Genomic DNA, 24,904 nt, shown 5'->3' on the forward strand with positions numbered 1-24,904 from the left:
GTGAAATCAAAAATATGGCGCTTCTGACTGCATCCGAAATTCAAGACCACCTGACTGCTCTGCCCAACTGGGTGCTGGAGGGAAGCACTATTGTTTGTCGTCGCCGGTTTGCGGACTTCATCACGGCGATCGCCTTTGTTAATCAGCTTGTGGAACCCGCCGAAGCAGCCAACCACCATCCGGATTTGGAAATCAGCTATAACAAAGTGACGATCACCCTCAGCACCCATGACGAAGGGGGCTTGACGGCCAAGGATTTTGATCTGGCTGCCAAGATTGATCAGTTAGGCTAAGAGGATGTCTGAAAAGTATTTGTTGGCATAGGTCAAGCAATAATCGCCGCCGGGGCAAGGGACTTAAGCCCCCTGTCGTCGTCGGTTGGCAAGACCTGCAAGGCAGCTATTTAAGCTTTTCAGACATCTTCTAGAGATGGACGAAACGAGGACAAACTGCTGAGATCAACCCGGCAAGAGGTTGAAAATAGAAACATTGGGGAAAAGCTGTCTGAAGTTGCCTATTTCCTTAATTAATTGAATCCTCTTGCGCTGCAATGCTCAACTGATTATCTGCAGTTCACTTCAGACTTGATTGCTAAATCATTGAGCAACACCAGTCCTTTCATTCGTCATTCTTTTGATGCATTATTCCTGCGATCTTGGTAAATGTGCTTGACTGCAAGGCTTGACTGCAGATTAATGACCAGTCTCTGAGGGGGTTTTGCATCGTTTTTAATAACTAAGCTTCCCTTCCCACCCTGTTATGCTATCGAGCGAATCGGTGAATTCAGTTTCTATCTGGGGCGAACGGGATTTCTTACAGGAAGCAGCCAGCCAAGCTTCTTTGGTTGAAGAGTTGCTGGCGATCGCCACGGCCCTGTCGGCGGTTAGCGACCTGGATGAATTGTTGGCGCTGATTCTCACCACTTGCCGAGAGCTGACTTGGAGTGATGCGGGCAGTGTCTATCTAATCGATCGCAGTGATGACACACCTAAGCTGATTTTCAAAGTTGCCCAAAATGCCTCGCAGCCCAATGCCTCGTTTCGAGAATTCGCCATGCCCCTGGCCCGACGCAGCTTGGCGGGCTATGTGGCGCTCACGGGCAAAAGCCTGAGCATTCCCGATGCTTACTGTTTGCCAGCGGGAGTTCCCTACCAGTTCAATCACAACTTCGATAGTGGCTTTTCCTACCGAACCCGATCGGTGATTGTGGTGCCCATGCAAAACCTGAATGGCGAAACGATCGGGGTGTTGCAACTGATTAATCGCAAAACGGATCCCCGCGTGATCGTGGATCCTTGGAATGCGATGGAGGTGACCCGTCCCTATACGGAATGGGAAGAGCGCGTGGTGCAGGCCCTGGCTAGTTTGGCGGCCATTTCGATCGAGCGCAGCAATCTACAGGAAAGTATTGAAGCTCTCTTTGAGGGGTTTGTGCGGGCGGCGGTTCAGGCGATCGAGTCTCGAGATCCTTGCACCTCCGGCCACTCGGAGCGGGTGGCCACCTTGGCGGTACGCCTGTGCGAAGTGGTGAACGAAATCCACACAGGGCCCTTGGCGGCCACCTACTTCACCCCTCGCCAAATTCAGGAAATTCGCTACGCCAGCCTGTTGCACGACTTTGGTAAGGTTTGTGTGCCCGAAGCGGTGTTGGTGAAACAGAAAAAGCTTTATCCCGATCAGCTAGAGGTGATTCGTCACCGGTTTGCCCTGGCCCGGCGGACGCTGGAACTGGATTGTTTGCAGGTGAAGTACCGCTACTGGGTTGAGCACCCGGAATTATTAACCGCTTACCAAAGTCGGTCGTCGGCTCCTGAGTCCTCGAATGGGGCCTCTAGCTCTGGGGCTTCTAAGCTGGCGGAGTCGAACGGCCATGAGCTAGCGGCCGCCAAGGCGACCCAAACCATGGCCCCTCATAACCCCCATACAACGATCGCCAATGCGGTGGCGGTGAACCCGCTCGATCGTCTGGACTCGGAGCTAACGGCGGCCTTGGATGAGTTGGATCAATATTGGACATTACTCCTAGAAGCCAATGAGCCGCAGGTGCTGGAAGCGGAACCGCTGGCCCAGCTTCAGGAATTGGCGAGTTACACCTATCGCGATGTGGATGGGCAACAAAAACCCCTGGTGACGGCGGCGGAAATTGAGCAGCTCACCGTTCCCCGAGGCACGTTGACCAGTGTGGAACGAAATGCGATTCAGTCCCATGTGACCCACACGTACCAATTTCTGAAGCGCATTCCCTGGACGAGCTATCTGCGTCAAGTGCCAGAAATTGCCTATGGCCACCACGAAAAGCTGGACGGCTCGGGCTACCCCCGGGGACTGCAAGCGGGTGAAATTCCGATTCAAACGCGCATCATGTCGATCGCGGATGTTTACGATGCATTGACGGCGGCCGATCGCCCCTATAAGCGGGCAATTTCCACCAGTTCTGCCCTCACGATCTTGCGGCAAGAGGCCCAAATTAATCGGCTGGATTCGATGCTGGTGAGCCTGTTTGAGGAAAAAGCGGTTTACCAGGCGATCGGTCATGCACTCGACCATCAATTGCTCCGGCCCCAGTCGGCGCTAGACGGCCCGTTCTGGAGCTGAAAGGGCCAGAAAACCCGCCCAGCCTCCGCAAAAGATTTTTTGAAAACTTTAAAAACTTCGGAAAGTCTTGCGATCGCCCGCCCACAAACCGATTGGGATTTTCGGCAGCGGTCACTAATTTTCAGTGGTACTCTATAAAGGTGATATGGAAAAATCGGCCCGAGTCGCCTTGCTGCGATTTTTCAGACCATCTTCCAGACAGGTGTGAGGATAGGAGAGCGTAATGTCAAAGTTGATTTGGAAAGCCCTGCTGGCTAGCCCGGCGATCCTGGGCGCTGCGGTTGTGGCAGCCTCGCCGGCTTCAGCCCAACAAGTTTCTTCAACCACCGTGCCGTCGGTGAGCGCTCTGGAAGCGACTGGCGACGGTTCGACCCTGAGCAACCTCGACCAGCTCAACCAGTATGGCCGCGAGGGCCGTGCTCGCCGCACCAACAGCGCCGAGCAAGTGACCTCCGTGTCGCAACTGTCGGACGTGCAACCCACCGATTGGGCCTTCCAAGCTCTGCAATCGCTGGTTGAGCGCTACGGTTGCATCGCCGGTTATCCCGACGGAACCTACAAGGGCAACCGGGCCATGACTCGCTACGAGTTTGCGGCTGGTTTGAATGCTTGCCTCGATCGAATCCAAGAATTGCTCGTGACCAACGTGGCCGACTACGCCACCAAGGCCGATCTGGAAGTCCTGAAGAAATTGCAGGACATGTTCAAGACCGAGCTGGCTGCCCTGCGCGGTCGCGTAGACACCTTGGAAGGTCGGATTTCTTACCTGGAGAAAACCCAATTCTCCACCACCACCAAGCTGACCGGCGAAGCCATCATGATGCTGGCCGGCGCTACTTCGGCCAACCTGGATGATCTGGGCGATGCCTTCAGCGGCAACAACGGTGACGACAACCAAGTGGTGTTCCAAAACCGTGTTCGCCTGAACTTCAACACCAGCTTCAGCGGCAAAGACCTGTTGATCACCCGCTTGCAAGTGGGTAACTCCAAGGGCTTCAACGGCGTGGCTGGCGAAACCGTGTTGACCAACCAAGTGTTTGGCGACACCGGTAACCAGTTCACCTTGGATACGCTGCAATACCAATTCCCGATCGGGGAAAAAGGTCGCGGCTACCTGATGGCCAACGCAGGCGTGTGGGATGACATCTCCAACACCCTGAACCCCTACTTCGAAGACTACGACGGTGGTCGTGGTTCCCTGTCCACCTTCTCCCAACGCAGCCCCATCTACCGTCTGGGCGGTGGTGCTGGGATCGGCGTGAAGTACGACTTCAGCGAAAACTGGCAACTGTCGGCTGGTTACCTGGCCGGTGAAGCGGCTAACCCCCGCAGTGGCGACGGTGTGGGCGAAGGTGGTCTGTTCGACGGTCAATTCTCGGCCATGGCCCAGTTGACCTACACGAACGATGCCAAAACCTTTGGCTTGGGTCTGACCTATAACTACTCCTACTTTGGCGAAGGCGAGTTCGGCTTTGATAACGCCGGTTTCGTCAGCGGCTTCACGGGCACTCTGGCGGCCAACCTGTTGCCCCAACAGGATGCTGTAACCTCCAACTCGGTTGGTCTGCAAGGTTACTACCAATTCAGCCCCAAGGTGGCTCTGACCGGCTTCGTGGGCTACACGGGTGTTGACTCGAAGGGCGGCCGCTTCGATGATGCCGACATCTGGTACTACGCTTTGGGCTTGGCCCTGCCTGACCTCGGTAAGGAAGGGAACCTGGGTGGCATCTTCGTGGGTGCTCAACCCTACCTGACCAACATCGATGGCGATGATGTGGATACCGATATCCCGCTGCAAGTGGAAGTGTTCTACAAGTACGCGGTTAACGACTGGATCTCGATCACCCCGGGTGTGATCTGGCAGATGAACCCGAACCAAGACAACGACAACGATGATGTCGTGATTGGTACGCTGCGGACGACCTTCGTGTTCTAGAACGCTTTGCGCTGGCGCAACCGCTAGCGCTGTTGAGGCTGATGGTGAGTTTCCCTAAATCTACAATTTTTGATTGGATTTAGGGCGGCTCCCCGGACTATCACGGTGGCTCAGCCTTCTGTTGAATCAGTCATTTCAGCCCCCTTTTAGCCTCACCTGTCACGGGTGGGGCTTTTGCTTTGTCAGCAGGCCGCGGGCAGCGATCCCAGTTCCCACAAATCTTTACAGCCGGGTTCTGGTAGAAGAGTTCGGCGCGATCGCCCCCCTTTGATAGACTAACTGAGCAAGCCCGAACGACTCTGGGGTTTCGTTGGCCAGCACTTGGGAAGGAGATTTTTGTGGAAACTACCCTCGGTTTAGAAATTATTGAGGTCGTCGAACAAGCAGCAATTGCGTCTGCTCGTTGGATGGGCAAAGGCGAAAAGAACACCGCTGACGAAGTGGCTGTGGAAGCCATGCGGGAGCGGATGAATAAGATTCATATGCGCGGCCGCATTGTGATTGGTGAGGGCGAGCGCGATGATGCGCCTATGCTCTACATCGGTGAAGAAGTGGGGATCTGCGCAACGCCCGACGGTGCCCAGAGCTGCAACCCTGACGAGTTGGTAGAAATTGACATTGCTGTTGACCCCTGCGAGGGTACGAACTTGGTGGCCTATGGCCAAAACGGTTCGATGGCGGTGTTGGCGATCGCCGATAAGGGCGGTCTGTTTGCGGCTCCCGACTTCTACATGAAGAAGTTGGCAGCGCCTCCGGCAGCCAAGGGCAAGGTGGACATTAACAAGTCGGCCACCGAAAACCTGAAGATCCTGTCGGAATGTTTGCACCGCTCGATCGAGGAGTTGGTGGTGATCGTGATGGATCGCCCCCGGCACAAGGATCTGATTGCTGAAATCCGGGAAGCCGGTGCGCGCGTTCGGTTGATCAGCGATGGCGACGTGTCGGCCGCTATCTGCTGTGCCTTCTCCGGGACGAACGTCCATGCCCTGATGGGGATTGGGGCAGCTCCTGAGGGTGTGATTTCCGCCGCCGCCATGCGCTGCGTTGATGGTCACTTCCAAGGCCAACTGATTTACGATCCCGAAATCGTGAAGACCGGCCTGATTGGCGAAAGCAAGGAGAAAAACCTGGAGCGCCTGGCCAGCATGGGCATCACCGATCCCGATCGGGTGTACAACGCTGACGAGTTGGCTTCGGGCGAAAACGTCCTCTTCGCCGCCTGCGGGATCACCCCCGGTGTGCTGATGGAAGGTGTGCGCTTCTTTGGCGGTGGTGCGCGGACTCAAAGCTTGGTCATCTCCAGCCAGTCCCGCACGGTGCGCTTTGTGGACACCATTCACCAATTCGGTAAGCCCTCGGTTCTGCAACTGAAGTAAGGGCTGACGGTTTGTAGTGGCTTGCTGAGGTCGCTTTGGCGATCGCGGCAAGCCATTGCCATGTCTACAGGTCTCGCCCTGTCTATGGGTCGATCGCGCCTCAGACTGCCAACAGCAAGTTTTGGTCAGATGCCAATGGCCAAAAGATGGTTAGCCGAAAACCAGAAATTGACGTTTTGTTGCATTCACGAAGTCGATCGCCGTTTCGGTAGCCTTAGCCTCAGACCAAACTCCCCCAGCAATCGTTTGATCATGACTCAACCAGGGGGTATAGCTAACCAGCGGTTGGCGATCGCTCCCCCCTTTTCTTAAAATCCCTGGCATAAAATCCCTGAAATTTGGCTAATCCAAACCCAGCTTGGCCCAATCAAGTGTCAAAGTTTCTATAGACCGATCGCCCGACGATTGGTAAATCCGTTAAAGTCGAACTTTCAACGCCGTTTGAGTACGTTTTAGCAAGAGGCCATATGAATATTGCTGTGATCGGACTGAGCCACAAGACGGCTCCGGTTGAAGTGCGCGAAAAATTGAGCATTCCCGAACCACAGGTCGAGGCAGCAATCGCCAGCTTAAGGAGTTGCTCCCATGTGGAAGAAGTGGCGATCCTCAGCACCTGCAACCGACTAGAACTCTATTGCGTTCTGAGTGAGGTCGATCGCGGCGTGCAGGAAGTGGTTGAAATTTTGGCAGAGCGCAGTAAGCTGCCCTTGGAAGCCTTGCGCCACCACCTGTTTGTTCTGTTGCGCCAGGATGCGGTGATGCACCTGATGCGGGTGGCGGCCGGCTTGGATAGCTTGGTGCTTGGTGAAGGTCAGATCCTCTCGCAGGTGAAAAACGCCTATAAACTCGGCCAAGACTACAAGGGAATTGCCCGCATCTTGAATCGATTGCTGAAACAGGCAATCACCGCCGGTAAGCGCGTCCGCACTGAAACCAGCATCGGCACGGGAGCCGTGTCCATCAGTTCCGCCGCCGTGGAATTGGCGCAACTGAAAGTGCCGGATTTGTCGCCCTGTCGCGTGGCCATTGTTGGGGCCGGCAAAATGTCTCGCTTACTGGTGCAACATTTGCTGTCCAAGGGCGCAACCCAAATTTCGATCGTCAACCGATCGCTCGAACGGGCAGAAGAACTGGCTCGCCGTTTTCCGGATGCGAAGTTGAATCTGCACCCCCTGCCAAGCATGATGAGCACGATCGCCGCTTCAGACCTCGTGTTCACCAGCACCTCCGCCACGGAACCCATTCTCGATCGCGCCAAGCTGGAAGCCATCTTGCCCGAGCATCGATCGCTGATGCTCTTTGATATTTCCGTGCCCCGAAACATTGCCAGCGATGTGAATGAGTTGCCCGGCGTGCAAGCCTTTGACGTGGACGACTTGAAAGAAGTGGTGGCCCAAAACCACGAAAGCCGCCGCAAAATGGCGATCGAAGCCGAAGCCCTGCTTGACGAAGAAGCCGAAGCCTTCGAAGCCTGGTTGCAATCCCTAGACACCGTTTCCACCATCGACAGCCTGCGCCGCAAAGTCGAAACCATCCGCACCCAAGAACTCGAAAAAGCCCTGTCTCGCCTGGGGTCAGAATTTGCCGAAAAGCACCAGGAAACGATCGAAGCCCTCACCCGTGGCATCGTCAACAAAATTCTGCACGATCCCATGGTGCAACTGCGCGCCCAGCAAGACATTGAAGCCCGCCAGCAGGCCATGCAAACCCTGCAAGTGCTGTTCAATCTAGAAACCGCCGACAGTGCCGCCTAGGCGGCCTCAGTCGCTGCCAGACCCTTAGAAATGACGGGTGGCTTGAGCAACCGCCCGTCATTCTGAATCGATGGTTTTTGAGACTATTCTTTTTGAGACGATTCAATAACAACGATCACGCTTGCTGCGGTGCGATCGTTGTTATTGAATTGGTTACTGAATTGCTTAGCTCAAGACATTGCTTGGCTAAAGCATTTCGCAACAAGGATACAGGTTGAGGCATTTTTCAAGAACGGCCGTGAGCTGAGGGATGGCGCGATCGCGATGCCTCGCCCAAGTCTTATGTCCATTGAGATCGCTTGAGATGAGGTTGCTTGGGATCGCTAATACAGCCGCCGATGAAATTACCAACAACGATCACCCACAACTATTTCAATTGCATTGGTTCAGAATTGATCAAATCACTACCTACAAGGTGATAACCCTTTTGGGAAGCCAACTCAACAATTTGTTGAATATTCAAGCTCCGTACCCAACTCATTTCCTCGTGGGTTAGGGTTTGGGATTGCAGGTAATGGATCATAGAAATAAGATCAATACCCAGATCGCTCATAAAGTGCATGATTTTGAAGCTCCTGCAAGATGGCTAGACATAACCTTCGTGTCAGTTATGTTGAGGTGCTTTGAAACGTCAAAAGCGGGTGGCTTGATGGGGTTCCAGGTCGCTCAACAGGGGTTAGAAAATAGCCCGGAGAAAGTTTGGGCAAGGGGTCGCCAAGGGAGATCAAGTCTTGGCGTTGGCATGAGTGGTTGTTAAGGAAAGTAATGCGATTAATTTCAAAGATTGAAAAATTCTAACAAACAACAGCGCCTAAACGCGGAATTTTAGCACCCCTAAAGCAACCGCGACTGATATATTGCGAGTCTTTGAGCATTGCGGTTAATTTCTTTGGAAAATTTTTGTACTGCTCTTAGGAAAACTTCATCAAGAGTCTGTAAACATATTGTAATTGCCTCGTAAATATTTTGGAAATGCTCAGGCAGTATTCAGAGATTTATTCTCTGGCTGGATACTCAGACTGTGGTGAGTTGTGATGGCTAATGGTCTGGATTACCTCAATCTCTGAAGTGCGTGGTTACATGTTCAATTGGGCCACGAGTCGTTTTCGTCATCGGCTGTAATCGCGAGTTGTGACCGATGAACGCTAGGAGCGCCGATCGCTCAGGGGTTTCGCTGGGTGCAGCTTGGTTTAGCCTCTTTGAGCTTTGTGCTGGTTTTTGCGAGTTGAATCGGGTTTGTGCGAATACGGGAGAGCAATCATGGGGATGTTGGTAGCAGAGGGGCTGCAAAAGTCCTATCAAGTGGCCCTGAAAGCGCCGGGGCTGCAAGGGACGATCGCCCACTTTTGGCGACGACGCTACCGAACGATCGAGGCTGTGAAGTCTGTGTCGTTTTCGATCGCCCCCGGCGAGGTGGTGGGTTTTTTGGGGGCCAATGGGGCCGGCAAAACCACCACATTGAAAATGCTGGCGGGGCTGATTTATCCCTCCGGCGGTCGGGTGCGGGTGGCGGGCCATGAACCCTTTGCCAGAGAGTCGGCGTTTTTACATCAAATTGCCCTGGTCATGGGGCAAAAGCAACAATTAATTTGGGATTTGCCCGCCTGGGATTCGTTGCGGATTAATGGGGCGGTGTATGGCCTGAGCGATCGGGAACTGACCCAGCGGGTGGGCGAGCTGAGCGAACTGTTGGCGCTGGAGTCCAAACTGACGCAGCCGGTGCGTAAGCTGTCTTTGGGCGAGCGGATGAAGGCGGAGTTGCTGGCGGCGCTGCTCCATCGGCCGGCGGTATTATTTTTGGATGAGCCGACCTTGGGGCTGGATGTGAACGCCCAGGCCAACTTGCGGGATTTCTTGCGGGAATATAACGAGCGCTATGGGGCGACGATTTTGCTTACGTCCCACTACATGGGCGACATCACGGCCCTATGCGATCGGGTGTTGTTGATTCATGAGGGGTCGTCGATCTATGACGGCAGCCTCTCGGGGTTGGTCGATCGATTCGCACCCTATCGGGAAGTGCGGTTAGAGTTGGCCCAACCGATGACAACGGCCCAACTTCAGGATTTTGGGGAGGTGGTGGCGATCGAGGGGCGATCGGTGCAACTGCTGGTGCGACGAGAGGTGCTGACCCCAACGATCGCCCGCCTGCTGGAGCAGTTGCCGGTGCAAGACCTGAGCGTGACGGAACCCCCGATCGAAGACATTATTGGTCAGGTGTTTCGTTCAGGCTCGGCGACTGAAGCGCAACCGGATCCAGCTTAGCGGCCGCCAAGTTCAAGGTCGTGAGCCGCTCATAGGCGCGATCGACCGACAGGGCCCCGCGCAAAAAGCCCACACTGGCCCCCGGGCAGCAATGGGCCAGGTTGACCGGCGAAAAGCGATCAATCAAGGCCTGAACCGATCGTAGTTGGCGGAACCAATGGAAGGTTTTGGCGGTTTTGAGGGGCATCAACTCCCCCTGGGGCGTGGGCAACAGATGACGACCACTAAACAAAATGCCCCCCGCCCGATCGAGCCAAACGCAGGCCGAGCCGGGCGTGTGGCCCGGAGTCCAAATCACGCGCAGTTCTGGACTCAGGGTCACTTCTTCCCGAAACGTGGTCACCGGCAAATTGGGCAGCAGATAGGCCTCCTGTTCTTGCACCACCAATTCGCAGCGAGCGGCCGCGGACTGGGCGGCCGGCTCGCCCTCCTCAAGGGTTGTGGCCGGATTGCTGAAGGCCCGATGCAAGGCCCGCACGGTTTGCAGCGGGCCAAAGGAACTGCGGTGGGTAAAAATCCACCAACGCACTCCCCCATGCTGGGCCAAAAAATCTGCCGTTTCCTCATGCCAAGGTGGACAATCGATCAGAATATTGCCTGGCAGTTGATGGGCTGGTTGATGAGCTGAAGAATGATCTGAATGATTTGAGTGATCTGATGGATCCGTTGGATTCGTCAGATTATGAACCGATTGAGTAGGATCATCAGTCGGTTGCTTGAACCCAGTCGGCTGATGAGCGGATGGAACTGATGAATTTGATGAATTGGCCGGTAGGCCATTATGGTCGGCCGAGTCAGCAGGGTTGATCGAGTTTCCTACAATGAAATAAGCAGTCCCGCCTAACGTGTCGCGGTTGGGTGGAAAGGCATAGATCGAATCGAAAACAGCCTGCGGTGGCTTGGGCATCAGATGATTGTTTGGCTAGTGTTGATCGGCATCGTCGCATATTTTATTGTCCGCCAGAGCGTTAGCGGCATCACACGCGCCTCCGTGTGGGTGTTGTGGTTGGTGATGATGGCTCCGGCCTTGATTTGGACGGCTTGGACGCTGGCCAATGGCCCCGGCCAGCCCGTGCCGCCCTGGTTGGCCCTGCCGCCGTTTATTGCCTGTCCGTTGATTTATGTGTGGTTGGTGCAACAGGGGCGATCGGCCCGGCCCCAACAGCCCACCAATGGGGATTTGGAATCCCCCATTTCGGTGCTGGCGGATCCCAGCAGTCCCGCCGAAGCCCTGGCCCTGGCCCAAGCCCTTGGCTCTGCCAAAATTTCGCCCCGCCTGCTCGATCGCACCGAAGAAGCCAGCCTGCAAGATTGCTTTCCCTGGTCGGTGTTTTACCTCAGCAGCGTGGAACATCGTCCCCAAGCGGCCCTCTGCTATGGGCAATTGCGGGCGGAACCGGCCCTGGCTTACCGGACGGTTTGCGACAAAATTCGCCAAAAGTTTAGCGATCGATTCCTGGTGATTTTCCAAGAAGGGCAAAACGGTAAGCCCTTCTTTGCCCTGGTTCCGAATCCTCAACGCACGCCCTTGGGCCAGGCCCTGAGCAAAGAACCGCCCCTCTGGAAACAGATGGTTTGGTCGGTGGGGTTGCTGGGGTTGTCGCTGCTGTCCATGACCCTGATGGGGGCGGAGATGCTGCGGAACCCGAAGCTAGATTTGGTGCGAGATTGGGCCTTTATTCAGTCCGGTGCGCCCTACGCGATCGGGTTGTTGTTGGTTTTGGGGGCCCATGAACTGGGGCACTACTGGGCCGCCAAGCGCCATCGGGTGTCCGTTTCGTTGCCGCTGTTTATTCCGATTCCGGCCCTGCTGGGAACCTTGGGCGCGTTCACGCCCCTGCGATCGCCCATGCCCCACCGCCGCGCCATGTTTGATGTGGGCTTTTGGGGGGCGATCGGGGGGCTGTTGGTGGCCCTGCCCCTGTTGGTTTGGGGGTTGGCCCACTCCACGGTGGTGAATCCTTTGCCCGGCTCGGGGTTGCTGAATTGGCGCTCGATCGACCCTAGTTACTCCATCGCCCTGACCCTAATTAGCAAAGCCACCCTCGGCGCGGCCCTCACGCCCGGCAAGGCGATCGCCCTCCACCCGATCGCCCTGGCGGGCTACATCGGCCTTTGGTTAGGGGCCTTTCACCTGTTGCCTCTTGGTTCCTTGGATGGGGGGCGCATTGTTCGCGCTATGTTGGGAACCCAAGGAGCCATGCTGGTGGGACACATCACCCGGTTTGCTGTGTTGGCCCTGGCCTTGGCCCGTAGCGAATTCCTGGCGCTGGCCCTGTTGGTCTTCTTTTTGCCTGCCATTAGCCAACCGGCCTTGGACGATGTGACCCCGCTGGACGATCGACGGGATGGATTGGGCTTTTTGGCCTTGGCATTGTTGGTATTGGTGGTGCTGCCTGCGCCGCGTTTGTTGCTGAGTTGGTTGAGCTAAGGGGTTGAGCTAAGGGGTGGCCAGGGTGCTGGATTGGCCACGGGCTGCCACACCCAAGGACTCCCGGATTTAGGACGATCGCCTCCGAAACAATAGCTAGTCACTCGGTCAGAGCCGGGGATCAACATCGACTCGCAATTGACTCGCAACGGGTTCGGAGGCTGTCTACATGAGTTCTTCCCGCAGCAATTTTGGTGAAACGGGCGATCGGGGCCGGGCAGCGGTTTGGGTTCCGGCCCTGGTGGTTCCCTTGGTGGCTCCTCTGGCCTTGGCGGCCAGCCCCGCCCAAGCCGTGACCCGCGCCACAACCCCGGTTCCTTGCCCTGTGACCGAAGCGGGCCAACCCCAGGCTACCTGTGCCAGCTTGGCGGAACCCGAAGCCCCGATCGCCGCCGCCGAGGCCACCGACCGCGCCGATCTGACCTTTGCCACCGCCAACATCAGCACCGGAGAAGCGATCGGTCTGGAGCGCACCCTTGGGGGCCTCAGTTGGTTGCTGATTGCTTTGGGAACGGCTCCCTTGGCCATGACGGCGGCCCTCTGGTTGGGGCGACGCAAGGTGGTGAATCATTTGGTGCAGTCGGTGCGCCACAGCCTGAAGGATTTGGGCGATTTGGAAGCTCGGGTGAAGGTAGCTCGCCATCGGGCCGATCGCAGCCTGCAAGACCTGCAAGACCAGGTGGAACGCACCAAAATCTCGGCCGCCGCGTTGATTCATGAGCTGGAAACCCATGTGGCCGCCGTCAAGGGAACTGCCAACCAGGAACTAACCCAGTTTCAAGAACGGTTGGCCAGCGATCGCCGGGTTTCGCGTCACCAAATTGCGGAACTGGAGAAGGAATTTATTTCAAATATGCAAATTTTGGCGGGTCAAGCCGATCGCCAAAAGGCCTACATCATCCAAGAATTTACGCAAAAAGCGCCTCAAGAATTGCTGGCTTTGATTCAGCCGCAAATTCAGCAGGAATTGCGCACTTTGGTGGAGCAGTTGGTGTCTTTGCAGATGCAACAGATGCCGATGTTGGCTCCCACGGCGTTGCCCGCGAATGCCGATAATATTGCCGATCGGGCTGAACAACTGTTCCGTAACGGTGATCCGGAAGGGGCCTTGGCGGAATATGACAAGGCGATCGAGCAACAGCCGGACTGCTACGCCGCTTGGTGGGGAAAAGGGGTGGTTTTGGAAGCATTGCAGCGCTATCCAGCCGCGATCGCTGCCTACGATCGAGCCGTGCGCCTGAAGCCCGACAGCTACGAAAGTTGGCACAATCGCGGGCTGGTGCTGATGCGGCTGGGCAAATTTGAAGAAGCCGCCACCTCCTACCACCAGGCGATCGCCCTGAATCCCAATCACCCGGAACTGTGGCTGCATCAGGGATTAATCCTCAGTAAGTTGCAGCAAACCGATCAAGCCCTCAAGTCCTATAACCAAGCGATTTCCCTGAATCCTGATAGCCACGAAGCTTGGTATAACCGGGCCAATGCCCTGGCGCGGCTGCAACGGCCCCAAGAGGCCCTGCAAGCCTACGATCGGGCGATCGAGCTAAACGGTCAAAATGCCAGCGCCTGGCACAATCGCGGCATTGTGCTCACCCAGTTGGGCCAGTTTGCCGCCGCCCTCAGTAGCTATGACCAGGCGATCGACCTCGATCGCGCCGACCCGGAAACTTGGTACAGCCGGGGCAATGTGCTGGTGCGGTTAGACTGCTACCCCGAGGCGATCGAGTCCTATAACCAGGCGATCGCCCTCAATCCGCAGCATGAGCGGGCCCAGCGGAACCACAGCCTGCTGAGCGATCGCTTGGCCCAAGAGGCTGCCGCCCTGCAAACCGGTTAGCGCCCCTTTGCCCTGGGCCCGTAAGCCTGCCAAGCCAAATCCACCAGCCCGCCCATGGCCGCGATCGCCACGATTGGGCTGCCCTTGCGACCTTCCACGCAAATGTGGGACACCTGGGCATCGCGCAATCGGGCCTTGGTGGTGTCCACTTCCACAAACCCGGCCGGGGTGGCAATCACCAGGGCCGGGTTAATTTCTTCCGCCTCAATTAGTTCAATCAGTGCCAGCAGGGCCGTTTGCGACTCGCCCACCAAAAAGATGGCCTCCGGGTAACGCCGGGCCAGGGTTTGAATTCCCCAGGCGGCCTTGGTCAGGGCCTGTTGCGGCCGGACGATCGCCTCCGTGGCACAAAACACCGGATTGGCAAAGGTCGCCTGAATAGCGGGGGCAATCCCCACCTGCACCATCGGCACATCCACAATCACCGTTGTCCGCGCTGCCAGGGCCGCCGCGCCCGCACTGAGCGATCGCTCGGAAAAGCTCAGGCAACTGGCATAGTCAAAATCTGCGGTGGCATAGATCACCCGACGCACCATCTCGTATTCTGCTGGTGAACGATCGCCCCGATCGCCCAACTCCCGATCGATCAGAGCCAGGCTCTGTGCGTCCGTGATATGCCACTCCATCATCAACAACTCGTGCCAACTCAGCTTGGGCGGGCCATGGCCCCAACCCTGCTCTAATTTCACCCACCAAAGACACGGTGGCAACGATCGCGATCGCCCCGATGCTGAATTGGAGCACCGATCGCTAGAAAACTATCGCTAAAAAACTACCGCTAAAAAACGATTGCTAGAAAACTATCGCCAGAAAACGACTGCTAGAAAACGGTTGATTAACCTGTAGCCCCAAAACTGGGTTTCATTGCCTGATCCTAAGTTTCGGCCTCTGAAGGGGGGCGACCAAAGACCGGCGACAGGAAAGCCACCAACGCCCCGATCGCGAATCCGGCAATGTTGCGCACCAGGGGCAGCCAGTCCGCCGTGCGGGTCACCACCGGGCCAATGCCAAAGGCAATGAACAAAATGCCCCACAGCGGCGACAAAATCAGCGCCCATTGCCAGGAAATCCATTCGCCGGCCTTGCGCGGGTGGGCCGCAAAACCACAAATCACGCCGCCCAGCACCGAAGTCACCAGGGTTAGGATCCATTGCTCCTGGGGCAAACCGGGCACAAACTGACAGCCCCCTTGGCGCAGGCAACCCATCACCGATTCCAGTGATTGGACGATCGCCTGATTTTCCCCGTTTTCGCGCACAAAGAACTGGTTACCGTAGCGGGTTTGCAGCTCAATCCAAAAGGTGCGCGGAAAGACGCTATAAAAATCGCCACCCACATTGAAGTTCAGCAAGTTGCCCCCCCGGGAGTCGGCCACCACCAGCAGGGTCTTGTTGTCCACATCCCAAAACCGCTTCACGGCCAGGCCGGGCGTTTGGTCAAATTGGGTCAAAACACGCAATTTCCAGCCGGTTTCCGCCTCGAAGTCCGCCAGGGTTTGGGCGAGTTTTTGCTCTTGGCCACTGGGCAACTGGTTGGCCAAGTCCACAACGGTGGTGAACTCCTTGGGCAGCAGGTCGGGGTTGTCGAAGGCTTGGGCGGGGGCCGGTGCGGCGATCCAGGCGATCGCACAAAGCACCAACGATCCCAGCGTGGCCATCAACCACTGCGACCAGCGGCGGGAAACCAGTTGTGTTGCCTGTTGCATAGGGACGCGCTCCAAAAGCCAGGGCGGAAGGATGGGGGACAAAATCGAATGGGGAAAAGAACTGAAAACCCTTGGTCTGTGGGGCAATCAAGGGGCCGGAGGATGGAAACCGTTGATTAATCGCAACAGTTCTTTACAGTCCATTAATGTAACTCAATGGTAAGGATCAATCCCCACTACAGTCAATTGCCTGGGGCCGATCGCCCCGATCGGGACGGAGCACAGCAACTTCCAGCCATCGCCAATCGGGCATCATAGGGCCAGGCTTGTTTTTGATTGGGTTTGGCTAAATTTCGGCTGGCCCACGGGCCATGATTGGCCGCTAGATCAACCCGCTGTGTTGCAAGGGGAGTAGGTGCTCGATGTCGTCGGTATGGCAATGGTTTGTGGCCGGTGGGGCGGTGATGGTTCCTTTGGCGGGTTGTGCGATCGCCACGATCGCCCTGGCGGTGGAGCGGGGCCGGTTTTGGTGGCGTTTGGCCCAGGAACAACCGCTCCTAATTCGGGAGGCGCTCGTGTTGTATGGGCGGGAACCCGATACCGATCGCACCCTGCGTTTGTTGCGATCGGCTCCAGAGGATTGGCCGATCGTGCAGATTTTCCTGGCGGCGCTCACGCTCGATCGCCCCACCCCCGAGGAGTTTCGATTAGCCCTTGACAGCGCTGCCCAAGCCCAACTGCCTCAACTCAAGCGGTTTGGTACGGCTTTCGACACGATCGTTGGCATTGCGCCCCTCTTGGGCCTGTTGGGCACGGTGTTGGGCTTGATGGGATCCTTTGCGGCCCTCCGCTGGGACAGCATCGGCTCCACGGGCGGCCCCAATGGCGCGGGCATCGGTTCGGGCCTGAGCGAGGCGTTGGTGTCCACGGCCACGGGCCTGGTGGTGGCGATCGGGGCGTTGCTGGTGGCGAATGTGTTTCGGAGTTTGTATCGGCGGCAGGTGGCGGCGATCGCCCAGCATTGCGGCCAGCTTGAATTGCTCTATCGTCATCATTGGGAAACCAATGGCGGGGTTCCCTTCGATTTAAGTTGACTGAAATGATTTGAGTTGATTGAAATTGTCTTGAATCGCCGTTGATTGCTGCTGATTTGAGTTGATTGAAATTGTCTTGAATCGCCGTTGATTGCTGTTGATTACTGTTAATTTCTATTAATTTCTATTAATTCTCATGCCGCGTCGTCGCACAGCCAATCCTCAACCACGCCCCTGTGAACTCTGCCAGGTTCTGTCATTGGTTCGCTATCGAATTCAGGTCGATCGCACTGATCAATGGGTTTTGGCCTGTCCCCGTTGCCAAAAACAGCAAAGCGCCACCAATCCGCACTATCGCTATGGTGGCACTTGGAAGGCTCGTTAATTAGACCTCTTGCGCGGATCAATGTATTAAGCCTGTCGTGCTAGTAGTAGCGTGGCTGCCTTAATCCGTTGGGTTGAATTACATGGCTGTTACCGTCACCTGATCGTTAAGCAGCAAGATGCTCAAGCCCCTTGTTACCACGACTGGCTCCGCAACTTTGACCCAATGCATTAAGCCTGTCGCGCTAGTAGGTTGGGTTGAGGTACGAAACTCAACAGCAATAAGGTTCATGCTGATCTGCTGTTCAGAGATTTCAAGCGCAATGAGCACTAATCGCAGCCTAGACTTTCGCGGGTGCTGACACCGGTTTTTTGATTGATGCCGCTGGCGACTTTGCAAAGTTGGGCCACGTCGTACCGATCGATTAATGCATCGGTGAAGTCGGCTCCCTCGATCGTGGTGTCGGCCAAAATTGAGCGCGTAAAAATTGCCTCACGGGCGATCGCTTGGGTTAAGTCTGCCCGTTCCAACACCGCGCGATCGATCAAAGCGCCCGTTAAATCCGCACCTTGCAGGTTGGCTCGCAGCAGGGTGGCTTGGGTGAGGGTGGCATTGCTCAAGTTGGCTCCCGCCAGATTGGCATCGCGCAAATCGGTGGCCAAAAAAGCTGCGCCCACCAAGTTTTCACCGGCAAAATTCTGCCCTTCCTGGTTGGTTTTGCTGTAGTTGCCCATCGCTTGGGCGGGCAAGGCTCCCAACAAAACCCACAACAGGGCCAGCCCCAACACCAGGATTAATCGTTTGCTGATGTTTTTACCAATGTTTTTACCAATGCTTTGGATTCCCAGGTTTCGGAGATTGATCATGGCCAATTACCGGTTGATGTCGTCGGAGGTCGCAGTGGAGAATTCCGGCTCGATCGCCCCGCGCCAATCGGGACAAGGATCGGTTCCTGACCAACCAAAGGGGTGAATGCCGCAAATCAGCCTTGCCCGTCGATCTCGGCTGTAACCGTAGGCGATGCCGTGATAGTTTTCGCAGCCCCGACAGACGGCCGGTTGATGGGGGGTGCTGGCTTGGCTAAACCCCAGTTGCGATCGCAGCAAGTAGCGTTGGTTTTGGGCCCGATGCCAACCTTCACAAAATCGCTTCATGCCCTGCGCATTGGCCCGCTGAAACAAATCGCGATCGGCCATGGTCGTCCTCCTATTCTCGATGCCAGGCGGTTTCACCGGGGCGATCGATCAACACAATGCCCTGAGCTTTCAGCTCGTCGCGGATCCGATCGGACTCGGCAAAGTTTTTGGCCTTGCGGGCGGCCGTCCGTTGGGCAATTAAGGCCTCAATTTCCGCATCACTGGGGCCGGCCGGGGTTTCCGTTGGGGTTTCCGCTGTGGCCACCAGGCCCAACACATCCGCCAAATGCACCAAGGTTCGCCACTGCTGGGCGATCGCGGCGGCATCTTGGGAAAATTGCCCCTCATGGACGCGCAGATTCTTTTCTCGGCGCAACTCCTTCGCCAGCTCAAACAGCACGGCCAAGGCTTCCGGTGTGTTCAGATCGTCATCCATGGCCGCCCGGAATCGATCAAGCGCCGTGGGGTCATAGGTGGACGCACCGTTGAGATCCCCTAGCCCCTCGAACAACAGCCCCTCTTTGAGCGTATTCCAAGCATTTTTGGCCGCCTCGATCGCCTCCCCCGTAAAGTCCATGGGCTTGCGGTAGTGACCTTGCAGCACAAACAACCGCAGGGCCATCGGGTGAGGCCCCTCCGGTGCATCCAACAGGGCGCGGATGGTTGTGAAGTTGCCCAAGGATTTCGACATCTTCTCGCCGCCCACGTTCACCATGCCGTTGTGCAACCAGAACCGGGCTAGGGAATGGCCCGTGGCCGCTTCCGATTGGGCAATTTCGTTTTCGTGGTGCGGAAAAATTAAGTCACCACCCCCCACGTGGATATCAATGCTTTCGCCCAACTCTTGGCGCACCATGGCGGAGCACTCAATGTGCCAGCCTGGCCGGCCGGGCCCCCAAGGGGACTCCCAGGCCGGTTCGTCGGGTTTGGCTCCTTTCCAAAGGGCAAAGTCGAAGGGATCTTGCTTTTTGGTGGTTTCGTCGTCCGTGCGGCCGCTGGCTCCGGCTTGCAGGTCGTCTAATTTGCGGCCGGAGAGCTTGCCGTAGTCCGCAAATTTACGCACTGCAAAATACACATCGCCCCCGGCCGCATAGGCCACGCCCTTGGCTTCCAATTCGGCAATCAAGCGCTGAATGCCGTTCAGGGTGTGGGTGGCGCGGGGATAGGCATCGGCTTCCCGAATGTTGAGCCGGGCCATGTCTTCAAAGTAGGTTTCGGTATAGCGATCGGCGATCGCCTCCATGGAAACCCCTTCGTTTTTGGCGCGATTAAGAATTTTGTCGTCAATGTCGGTGAAGTTTTGCACATAGCGCACGTCATAGCCCCGCCATTGCAAAAAGCGCCGCAGGGTGTCCCAAACGATGTATGACCGGGCATGGCCCAAATGGCAGTGGTCATAGACTGTTACGCCACAGCAATACATCCGCACCCGACCCGGCTCGATCGGCTCGAAGGGTTCTTTGCGACGGGTGAGGGTGTTGTAAAGCTGGAGCGACATGGGGAATTGGAGGGGCGGTCTGACGGTCTAAGTGATCTAAACCAATGCTCGATCTCAAGGTTCGATCTCAAGGCTTGATTCGGATGCCAATGTCGGAGATCGACCATGAATCGATCATGGATCGATATGGATTGATGTCGAGCAAGAGGGGCGATCGCGCTTATCCTATCCCAATCCTGAGGGCCCTAGCGCTTGTCGTCGGGGCGATCGATGCTGATTCAATTTTATGGGATTGCTTTCAAGGGATCTCTAATTTTCTCGCCTGGCCCGCCTTGGACTTTGCTCGCTAGTCTGCAACTTCAATGATTTTCTGGCGACCCGCTTGGCCAACTTTGATCGTGATTGCTGATTTGCTAACGCCTAAATGGGCCGCGAGGAGTTGAATTAACTCGCGATTAGCCTTGCCATCGATCGGGGGAGATTTTAAGAAAATGGTTAGCCCCCCATCGGCTTCTTCAACAATTTTCTGTTGTTTGCTGTTGGGTTTGACTTTTACGGCCAGTTTCATCATTAGTTTGAAGTCTAATTGTTCGCTTGAGGGCCATCAAAGCGCCACAGCAGATCGGTGAATGAACCGTGAATTAGCCCTTGAGGCTGGGTTGATAGCTGCTGTGGATGCGACCGGCTCCTTTGTATTGGGAAAAATAAGCTTGCGCCACCCGATCGCCCTGATCCGACAAAAAATCAACCGCAATTCTTCCCCGCCCCTGTTCATAGCCGGAACTGTGAAGATAGCAAGGCTGCCCGATGGTTTTTCCTAAATACAGCGCCACATGGTTGGTTTTGGTGGGCATTCCAAAAAAGAGCAAGTCGCCGGGTTGCAGGTTTTTTAGTTCAACCGGCTCGGTGAATTCCTGTTGTTGATATGAATTACGCGGCAACCAAACGCCCACACTCATAAAGGCCGCTTGAATGAGGCCAGAGCAGTCATAATCAGGGGCGATCGTGCCGCCCCAAAGATAGCAATGGGGAACGGCCATGGCCGCTTGGGCAAAGGCGATCGCCTGGGGAATTCGATCGACAATGGCCGATCTCGACACGATCGGGGCCCGATAGGGGCCAATGGCCGGGGCCAGGTGAGCCAAAGCGGCCAGGGGCAACCAAGCAGCATAGTCATCCTCGCAAAGCACCACCTCGATCGCCCCTTGATTGAAATCCCCGTTGGCTCCCGAATTGGCCTCCAGATTGGCTCCCGAATTGGCTCCTGCACCAGCGTTCAAGCGTGCTGCCAAATCCGCCGACAGTTGCCGAAACCACAGTTGCCGCCCGGGAGCCACCTGGGTGCTCAGTTCTTCCCCGTCGGGCCGGGTGAATAGGTCTAGGGGTTCGGTGCAGCGATACTCCGGGCGATCGGGAATCGGTTGGCCCAAGTCAGCCAGCACGCGATCGAGGGCGATCGAGGTCATGGAAGGTCTCCGGTGCAAACAAGGACGATCGCCCCAAGCATAGGCGAGAATCGTTGGGTTCACGCCAAACACCGTAGGCATGATTTTTTACCAACAGGATGGGGAACTGGAGCGGTTGGGAAAACAACTGCTCGATCGGCTATGGATCCAATATCCGCTGTTAGCCCGCAACCAATTGGCCCTGACCTGGTGGGTTTACGATCCGCCCTACATGGTGAACACGGGTGGGGCCCTGGCTCCGGCGGATTTTTGGGCCCATCCGGTACGTGGGTTCAGCTATCGCGGTGTGGAGCGCATTTATCCGGCCAGCGTGGTCAAGCTGTTTTACGCGGTGGCCGTGCAGGAATGGTTGGAAAAGGGCATGATTTCGCCCACGGAAGAGGTCGATCGGGCCTTGCATGATGCGATCGTCAATTCCAGCAACGATGCCACGAGCTATTTGGTGGATGTGTTGTCGGGAACCACCAGCGGCCCGGAGTTGCCAGCGGGCCCCTTTGAAACCTGGCAACAGCAACGACAAATCGTGAATCGCTATTTGCAATCGTTTGGTTGGGAAGAGTTCCAAACTATTAATGTTTGCCAAAAAACTTGGGGTGATGGGCCCTATGGTCGCGAGCGAGTCTTTTTGGCGGCAGACTACAGCAATCGCAATTATTTAACGACGGATGCGGTGGCGCGGCTGCTCCATGCGATCGCGGGTGGGGTGGCGGTGTCGGCGGCGCGATCGCAAATGCTGATGAACCTCCTGGCGCGATCGCTCGATCCGGCCACCGTGGCCAGCTTGGATTCGGATTACAACCAAGTCACCGGTTTTTTGGGGGAAGGATTGCCCCCCACCACGCGCCTGTGGTCTAAGGCGGGGTGGATGAGCCGGGTGCGGTGGGATTGTGCCTATGTGGAGCCGGTGGATGGGCGGCCCTTTGGGCTGGTGGTGGCGATCGATGCGCCTTTGGGCGATCGCGATCGCAGTATTCTGCCCCAAATTGCTCACGGGGCCCTCGAAGCGGTGCGATCGCTCGGAAACCCGGAGCCATCGCGTTAGAATCCAAACTGCCCCTTTGAATCTGGTTGCGTTCCATCCCTTGAATCGTCCTGATCACGACCCTGCACAACCTGATAATCACCCTCACCCTTCCGCTGATTCCGACCAGTCCCATCAGCCCGCCCCCAGCTCTGCCCAGCATCTCGACTCCAATCCCGCTCCCAGCCATGCTCACGGCCATAGCCATGGCCCGTCCCACAGCCACACCCACAACCCGGAAGCGATTCGCAAAATTGTGAATCGTCTGTCGCGGATTGAAGGCCATGTGCGCGGCATCAAGGCCATGGTGCAGGATGGGCGAGATTGCCCCGATGTGTTGATTCAGTTGGCGGCGGTGCGCGGTGCGATCGATCGGGTGGCGCGGGCCATTTTGGATGAGCACCTGAATGAGTGCATTGTGCGAGCAGCACGCGAGGGCAACATTGACGCGGAATTGGCGGAACTGAAAGCGGCGCTCGATCGCTTTTTAATCTAGGGGGAGGTTCGGCAGATGACGGCAACGCCTTCCCCAGCGCCGACCACCGTGGGCGAAGTCACAACAGTGCAGCCGGGAACCCTGTATTTGGTGGCCACCCCGATCGGGAATTTGGAAGATATCAGCTACCGAGCCTTGCGAATTTTGCAGGCCGTGGACGCGATCGCGGCGGAAGACACCCGGCACACGGGCAAGCTGCTGGCTTACTTCCAAATCAGCAAGCCCCAACTGAGCTATCACGAACACAACCAGACCAAAAGGATTCCCGAAATTCTCGATCGACTGCGGGCGGGCCAGGCGATCGCCCTAGTCAGCGATGCAGGTACGCCGGGCATTTCCGATCCGGGCGTGCCATTGGTGGCGGCTTGCGGGGCGGCCGGGTTGTCCGTTGTGCCAGTGCCGGGAGCCTGCGCGGCGATCGCGGGGCTAATTGGCTCCGGCTTACCGACCGATCGCTTTTGTTTTGAAGGATTTTTACCCACCAAGGGCAAAGAACGGCGCGATCGACTGGCTCAACTGGCCCAAGAGGCCCGCACCGTGATTCTTTACGAAGCGCCCCACCGCCTGCGGGAAACCCTGCAAGACCTGGCCAACCACGGCGGCGACCAACGACCGATCGCGATCGCCCGGGAACTGACCAAGCGCTACGAACAGTTTTGGCGCGGTTCCCTCTCGGAGGCGATCGCCACTTGGATTCCCGAGAATCCCGCCTGTCCCATCAAGGGGGAATTTGTGCTCATTTTGGGCGGAGTGCTCCCGGTGGCCCACCAACCCACGGAAGCGGAAATTATCGCCGCTCTGGCCGATCGCATGACCCAAGGGATGAGCCGATCGGCTGCCAGCCGCGAGATTGCCGGCCAACTGAACCTGCCCAAGCGATCGGTCTACGAGCTGTCCCTCAAAATTCCCGATTAGGGCCCGGTCAAAGTTGCCCGATCGCCTTGTGGGTTTGTGGAATCACAATCACCTGCGGTAACCACTGTTTCAGGTGTTGTTGCCAGGCCAACACTTGTTCGGGCTGGGGTGGTTGCGGTGGTTGGCGATCGGGCTTAATCGGCGCGGGCAAGGGCGAAACGGGTTGCATCACGTAAACCAAATGGGGATCGATCGCCGCCACCAACTCAGCCGATCGAGTCAGATCCGCCAGCGTGGTTGCCTCGGAAACAATCGCTTTCACAAACACCCACTTTTGCGCTGCCACCGCCAACCGCAAAAACTCCCCATGGGCCTCCCAGTGGGTTTCGCCACTGACGCTGGGCAGCTTCAAATCCATGCCAATCCAATCCAGCCAAGGCAACAGGAGTTCCAACTGTTGTGGCCGATGGCCTCCGGTTTCCAAATAAACCGGCAGGCTGGAAACAGTCTTCAAGGCTGGTAAGAAATCTTGCAAAAAACGACTGTGCAACAGGGGTTCACCCCCCGTGATGCTGATGCTGTCGTGTAGATGGGGGCGATCGAGCTGTTGCACCCAGTCCAGGAGCTGCGATTGGCTCACGGGGTTGGCAACAGTCACAAAATCCCGCAGACCAGGGGTTTGCTCAATGTCGCAATGATCGGGAGCCACCCAGGTGCGATCGCTATCGCAATAGTCACAGCGCAGATCGCATTGGGCAAACCGGATGAACAGTTGCCGCGTGCCCACGATCGGCCCTTCACCCTGGATTGCTGAAAAAACTTCAATTAACCGTGCCGTCGCCACCCGATCGCTCATGATCTTCAGGCGCTGTTCGCCCGCAAAAAACCGCTAACTATCTTAGACAGCCAGCGGTCTGGATTTAATCAACTCGATTCAAGGAGAAGGCAAACTGCAATCTCCCCAGTCATTGCCCTCGCTGTGATTCAGGGCCGTGATCGGGGAATTTGGCAGGCTACGCACAGCTTCGCTTGCGATTTTTTGTTAAGCGTCGCTTTCGATATACAGGAACAGCAGGGCCATTGTTACAGCAGGAAATACCCAGCCAACAATCGGCACGAAAATCGAAGGAAGAAAAGAGGCTGCCATGGGAAAAGATCCTTATTCTTAATCGAATTCAGAGGATTTCCCATTAACTGTACGAGCTGGCCTCCGGTGTGGCGTGGGGTTGCTAAAGATTTTTAACAAACAAGCGAACCAACGCTTGAATCAAGGCTTGAATCAATGCGGGGAGCC

23 protein-coding genes and 1 pseudogene are annotated in these 24,904 nt (G+C 56.5%); 13 read left to right on the forward strand and 11 right to left on the reverse strand.

From position 1 onward, the window contains the following. The first annotated feature begins 14 nt into the window (after positions 1 to 14). The 6 genes from H6F46_RS07505 to H6F46_RS07530 all read left to right on the forward strand — a co-directional run bounded on the left by H6F46_RS07505 (position 15) and on the right by H6F46_RS07530 (position 9,926). Positions 15 to 293: a 4a-hydroxytetrahydrobiopterin dehydratase gene (locus H6F46_RS07505; RefSeq protein ID WP_190354150.1), complete on the forward strand. Its 279-nt coding sequence runs from the start codon at positions 15 to 17 to the stop codon at positions 291 to 293. Positions 294 to 759: 466 nt separating this feature from the next. Further along, positions 760 to 2,595, forward strand: a complete 1,836-nt coding sequence (locus H6F46_RS07510) for an HD domain-containing phosphohydrolase (protein WP_190354151.1) — start codon at positions 760 to 762, stop codon at positions 2,593 to 2,595. 223 nt (positions 2,596 to 2,818) lie between these two features. Beyond that, on the forward strand, positions 2,819 to 4,531 hold the full coding sequence (locus H6F46_RS07515) for an iron uptake porin (protein WP_190354152.1): 1,713 nt from the start codon (positions 2,819 to 2,821) through the stop codon (positions 4,529 to 4,531). A 338-nt stretch (positions 4,532 to 4,869) separates the two neighbouring features. Beyond that, positions 4,870 to 5,907, forward strand: a complete 1,038-nt coding sequence (gene glpX, locus H6F46_RS07520) for a class II fructose-bisphosphatase (RefSeq protein WP_099531459.1) — start codon at positions 4,870 to 4,872, stop codon at positions 5,905 to 5,907. Between the two features lie 467 nt (positions 5,908 to 6,374). Then, the gene (locus tag H6F46_RS07525; RefSeq protein WP_099531458.1) at positions 6,375 to 7,661 is read left to right on the forward strand and encodes a glutamyl-tRNA reductase; all 1,287 of its coding nucleotides are present in this window, start codon (positions 6,375 to 6,377) and stop codon (positions 7,659 to 7,661) included. A 1,260-nt stretch (positions 7,662 to 8,921) separates the two neighbouring features. Then, the gene (locus tag H6F46_RS07530; protein WP_190354153.1) at positions 8,922 to 9,926 is read left to right on the forward strand and encodes an ATP-binding cassette domain-containing protein; all 1,005 of its coding nucleotides are present in this window, start codon (positions 8,922 to 8,924) and stop codon (positions 9,924 to 9,926) included. Here the strand turns inward: H6F46_RS07530 and H6F46_RS07535 are convergent. Continuing rightward, positions 9,868 to 10,473, reverse strand: coding sequence for an MBL fold metallo-hydrolase (locus tag H6F46_RS07535; protein WP_190354154.1), 606 nt, complete (start codon positions 10,471 to 10,473; stop codon positions 9,868 to 9,870). The two genes, H6F46_RS07530 and H6F46_RS07535, sit on opposite strands and share 59 nt — an antisense overlap. Before the next feature lie 261 nt (positions 10,474 to 10,734). Beyond that, positions 10,735 to 10,833 (reverse strand): annotated as a pseudogene (locus H6F46_RS19795) (MBL fold metallo-hydrolase); the annotation flags it as partial. 3 nt (positions 10,834 to 10,836) lie between these two features. Between H6F46_RS19795 and H6F46_RS07540 the strand changes: the two are divergent. Together H6F46_RS07540 and H6F46_RS07545 are read left to right on the forward strand one after the other, a co-directional pair. Then, positions 10,837 to 12,357: a site-2 protease family protein gene (locus H6F46_RS07540; protein ID WP_190354155.1), complete on the forward strand. Its 1,521-nt coding sequence runs from the start codon at positions 10,837 to 10,839 to the stop codon at positions 12,355 to 12,357. A 169-nt stretch (positions 12,358 to 12,526) separates the two neighbouring features. Continuing rightward, positions 12,527 to 14,194 (forward strand): tetratricopeptide repeat protein, encoded by a 1,668-nt coding sequence (locus tag H6F46_RS07545; protein WP_099534633.1) that lies wholly within the window; start codon positions 12,527 to 12,529, stop codon positions 14,192 to 14,194. On the opposite strand, the gene H6F46_RS07550 is transcribed toward H6F46_RS07545, so the two are convergent. Both H6F46_RS07550 and H6F46_RS07555 read right to left on the reverse strand, forming a co-directional pair. Continuing rightward, positions 14,191 to 14,820: a precorrin-8X methylmutase gene (locus H6F46_RS07550; protein ID WP_190354258.1), complete on the reverse strand. Its 630-nt coding sequence runs from the start codon at positions 14,818 to 14,820 to the stop codon at positions 14,191 to 14,193. The two genes, H6F46_RS07545 and H6F46_RS07550, sit on opposite strands and share 4 nt — an antisense overlap. 248 nt (positions 14,821 to 15,068) lie before the next feature. Then, positions 15,069 to 15,899, reverse strand: coding sequence for a TPM domain-containing protein (locus tag H6F46_RS07555; protein WP_099534634.1), 831 nt, complete (start codon positions 15,897 to 15,899; stop codon positions 15,069 to 15,071). Between the two features lie 362 nt (positions 15,900 to 16,261). Between H6F46_RS07555 and H6F46_RS07560 the strand changes: the two genes are divergently transcribed. Further along, positions 16,262 to 16,933 carry a MotA/TolQ/ExbB proton channel family protein gene (locus H6F46_RS07560; protein WP_099534635.1) on the forward strand — a complete coding sequence of 224 codons (672 nt, stop codon included), beginning with the start codon at positions 16,262 to 16,264 and terminating at the stop codon, positions 16,931 to 16,933. A gap of 136 nt (positions 16,934 to 17,069) precedes the next feature. After that, on the forward strand, positions 17,070 to 17,258 hold the full coding sequence (locus tag H6F46_RS07565) for a hypothetical protein (protein WP_099534636.1): 189 nt from the start codon (positions 17,070 to 17,072) through the stop codon (positions 17,256 to 17,258). A gap of 269 nt (positions 17,259 to 17,527) precedes the next feature. Here H6F46_RS07565 and H6F46_RS07570 read toward each other — a convergent pair whose 3' ends face one another. The 5 genes from H6F46_RS07570 to H6F46_RS07590 form a co-directional block, all read right to left on the reverse strand. Continuing rightward, positions 17,528 to 18,064, reverse strand: a complete 537-nt coding sequence (locus H6F46_RS07570) for a pentapeptide repeat-containing protein (protein ID WP_190354156.1) — start codon at positions 18,062 to 18,064, stop codon at positions 17,528 to 17,530. A gap of 6 nt (positions 18,065 to 18,070) precedes the next feature. Next, entirely contained in the window at positions 18,071 to 18,394 is a 324-nt protein-coding gene (locus tag H6F46_RS07575) for a hypothetical protein (protein ID WP_199291436.1), read from the reverse strand. A 10-nt stretch (positions 18,395 to 18,404) separates the two neighbouring features. Next, positions 18,405 to 19,832 (reverse strand): cysteine--tRNA ligase, encoded by a 1,428-nt coding sequence (gene cysS / locus H6F46_RS07580; RefSeq protein ID WP_190354157.1) that lies wholly within the window; start codon positions 19,830 to 19,832, stop codon positions 18,405 to 18,407. 286 nt (positions 19,833 to 20,118) lie between these two features. Beyond that, on the reverse strand, positions 20,119 to 20,340 hold the full coding sequence (locus H6F46_RS07585) for a DUF167 domain-containing protein (protein ID WP_190354158.1): 222 nt from the start codon (positions 20,338 to 20,340) through the stop codon (positions 20,119 to 20,121). A 73-nt stretch (positions 20,341 to 20,413) separates the two neighbouring features. After that, complete coding sequence (locus tag H6F46_RS07590) at positions 20,414 to 21,319, reverse strand: C40 family peptidase (protein ID WP_242027833.1); 906 nt, start codon at positions 21,317 to 21,319, stop codon at positions 20,414 to 20,416. Between H6F46_RS07590 and H6F46_RS07595 the strand changes: the two genes are divergently transcribed. The 3 genes from H6F46_RS07595 to rsmI are packed head-to-tail and all read left to right on the forward strand — an operon-like array spanning position 21,318 to position 23,670. Further along, on the forward strand, positions 21,318 to 22,280 hold the full coding sequence (locus H6F46_RS07595) for a serine hydrolase (RefSeq protein ID WP_190354159.1): 963 nt from the start codon (positions 21,318 to 21,320) through the stop codon (positions 22,278 to 22,280). The genes H6F46_RS07590 and H6F46_RS07595 overlap by 2 nt on opposite strands. Before the next feature lie 40 nt (positions 22,281 to 22,320). After that, entirely contained in the window at positions 22,321 to 22,755 is a 435-nt protein-coding gene (locus H6F46_RS07600; RefSeq protein ID WP_242027834.1) for a metal-sensitive transcriptional regulator, read from the forward strand. 15 nt (positions 22,756 to 22,770) lie between these two features. Next, positions 22,771 to 23,670, forward strand: coding sequence for a 16S rRNA (cytidine(1402)-2'-O)-methyltransferase (gene rsmI, locus H6F46_RS07605; RefSeq protein ID WP_190354160.1), 900 nt, complete (start codon positions 22,771 to 22,773; stop codon positions 23,668 to 23,670). Between the two features lie 7 nt (positions 23,671 to 23,677). Here the strand turns inward: rsmI and H6F46_RS07610 are convergent, their stop codons facing one another. Together H6F46_RS07610 and psaI are read right to left on the reverse strand one after the other, a co-directional pair. Continuing rightward, entirely contained in the window at positions 23,678 to 24,466 is a 789-nt protein-coding gene (locus H6F46_RS07610; protein ID WP_190354161.1) for a 7-carboxy-7-deazaguanine synthase QueE, read from the reverse strand. Between the two features lie 186 nt (positions 24,467 to 24,652). Further along, the gene (gene psaI, locus H6F46_RS07615; protein ID WP_099534644.1) at positions 24,653 to 24,757 is read right to left on the reverse strand and encodes a photosystem I reaction center subunit VIII; all 105 of its coding nucleotides are present in this window, start codon (positions 24,755 to 24,757) and stop codon (positions 24,653 to 24,655) included. Positions 24,758 to 24,904: the final 147 nt, after the last annotated feature.

This window comes from Limnothrix sp. FACHB-1083 (assembly GCF_014696485.1).
Taxonomy (GTDB): Bacteria; Cyanobacteriota; Cyanobacteriia; order CACIAM-69d; family CACIAM-69d; genus CACIAM-69d.

Coding starts and splice junctions, on each gene's coding strand:
- H6F46_RS07505 (WP_190354150.1), top strand. CDS start 15: ATGGCGCTTCTGACTGCATCCGAAATTCAAGACCACCTGACTGCTCTG.
- H6F46_RS07510 (WP_190354151.1), top strand. CDS start 760: ATGCTATCGAGCGAATCGGTGAATTCAGTTTCTATCTGGGGCGAACGG.
- H6F46_RS07515 (WP_190354152.1), top strand. CDS start 2,819: ATGTCAAAGTTGATTTGGAAAGCCCTGCTGGCTAGCCCGGCGATCCTG.
- H6F46_RS07525 (WP_099531458.1), top strand. CDS start 6,375: ATGAATATTGCTGTGATCGGACTGAGCCACAAGACGGCTCCGGTTGAA.
- H6F46_RS07530 (WP_190354153.1), top strand. CDS start 8,922: ATGGGGATGTTGGTAGCAGAGGGGCTGCAAAAGTCCTATCAAGTGGCC.
- H6F46_RS07540 (WP_190354155.1), top strand. CDS start 10,837: ATGATTGTTTGGCTAGTGTTGATCGGCATCGTCGCATATTTTATTGTC.
- H6F46_RS07545 (WP_099534633.1), top strand. CDS start 12,527: ATGAGTTCTTCCCGCAGCAATTTTGGTGAAACGGGCGATCGGGGCCGG.
- H6F46_RS07550 (WP_190354258.1), bottom strand. CDS start 14,820: ATGGAGTGGCATATCACGGACGCACAGAGCCTGGCTCTGATCGATCGG.
- H6F46_RS07555 (WP_099534634.1), bottom strand. CDS start 15,899: ATGCAACAGGCAACACAACTGGTTTCCCGCCGCTGGTCGCAGTGGTTG.
- H6F46_RS07560 (WP_099534635.1), top strand. CDS start 16,262: ATGTCGTCGGTATGGCAATGGTTTGTGGCCGGTGGGGCGGTGATGGTT.
- H6F46_RS07565 (WP_099534636.1), top strand. CDS start 17,070: ATGCCGCGTCGTCGCACAGCCAATCCTCAACCACGCCCCTGTGAACTC.
- H6F46_RS07570 (WP_190354156.1), bottom strand. CDS start 18,064: ATGATCAATCTCCGAAACCTGGGAATCCAAAGCATTGGTAAAAACATT.
- H6F46_RS07575 (WP_199291436.1), bottom strand. CDS start 18,394: ATGGCCGATCGCGATTTGTTTCAGCGGGCCAATGCGCAGGGCATGAAG.
- cysS (WP_190354157.1), bottom strand. CDS start 19,832: ATGTCGCTCCAGCTTTACAACACCCTCACCCGTCGCAAAGAACCCTTC.
- H6F46_RS07585 (WP_190354158.1), bottom strand. CDS start 20,340: ATGAAACTGGCCGTAAAAGTCAAACCCAACAGCAAACAACAGAAAATT.
- H6F46_RS07595 (WP_190354159.1), top strand. CDS start 21,318: ATGATTTTTTACCAACAGGATGGGGAACTGGAGCGGTTGGGAAAACAA.
- H6F46_RS07590 (WP_242027833.1), bottom strand. CDS start 21,319: ATGCCTACGGTGTTTGGCGTGAACCCAACGATTCTCGCCTATGCTTGG.
- rsmI (WP_190354160.1), top strand. CDS start 22,771: ATGACGGCAACGCCTTCCCCAGCGCCGACCACCGTGGGCGAAGTCACA.
- H6F46_RS07610 (WP_190354161.1), bottom strand. CDS start 24,466: ATGAGCGATCGGGTGGCGACGGCACGGTTAATTGAAGTTTTTTCAGCA.
- psaI (WP_099534644.1), bottom strand. CDS start 24,757: ATGGCAGCCTCTTTTCTTCCTTCGATTTTCGTGCCGATTGTTGGCTGG.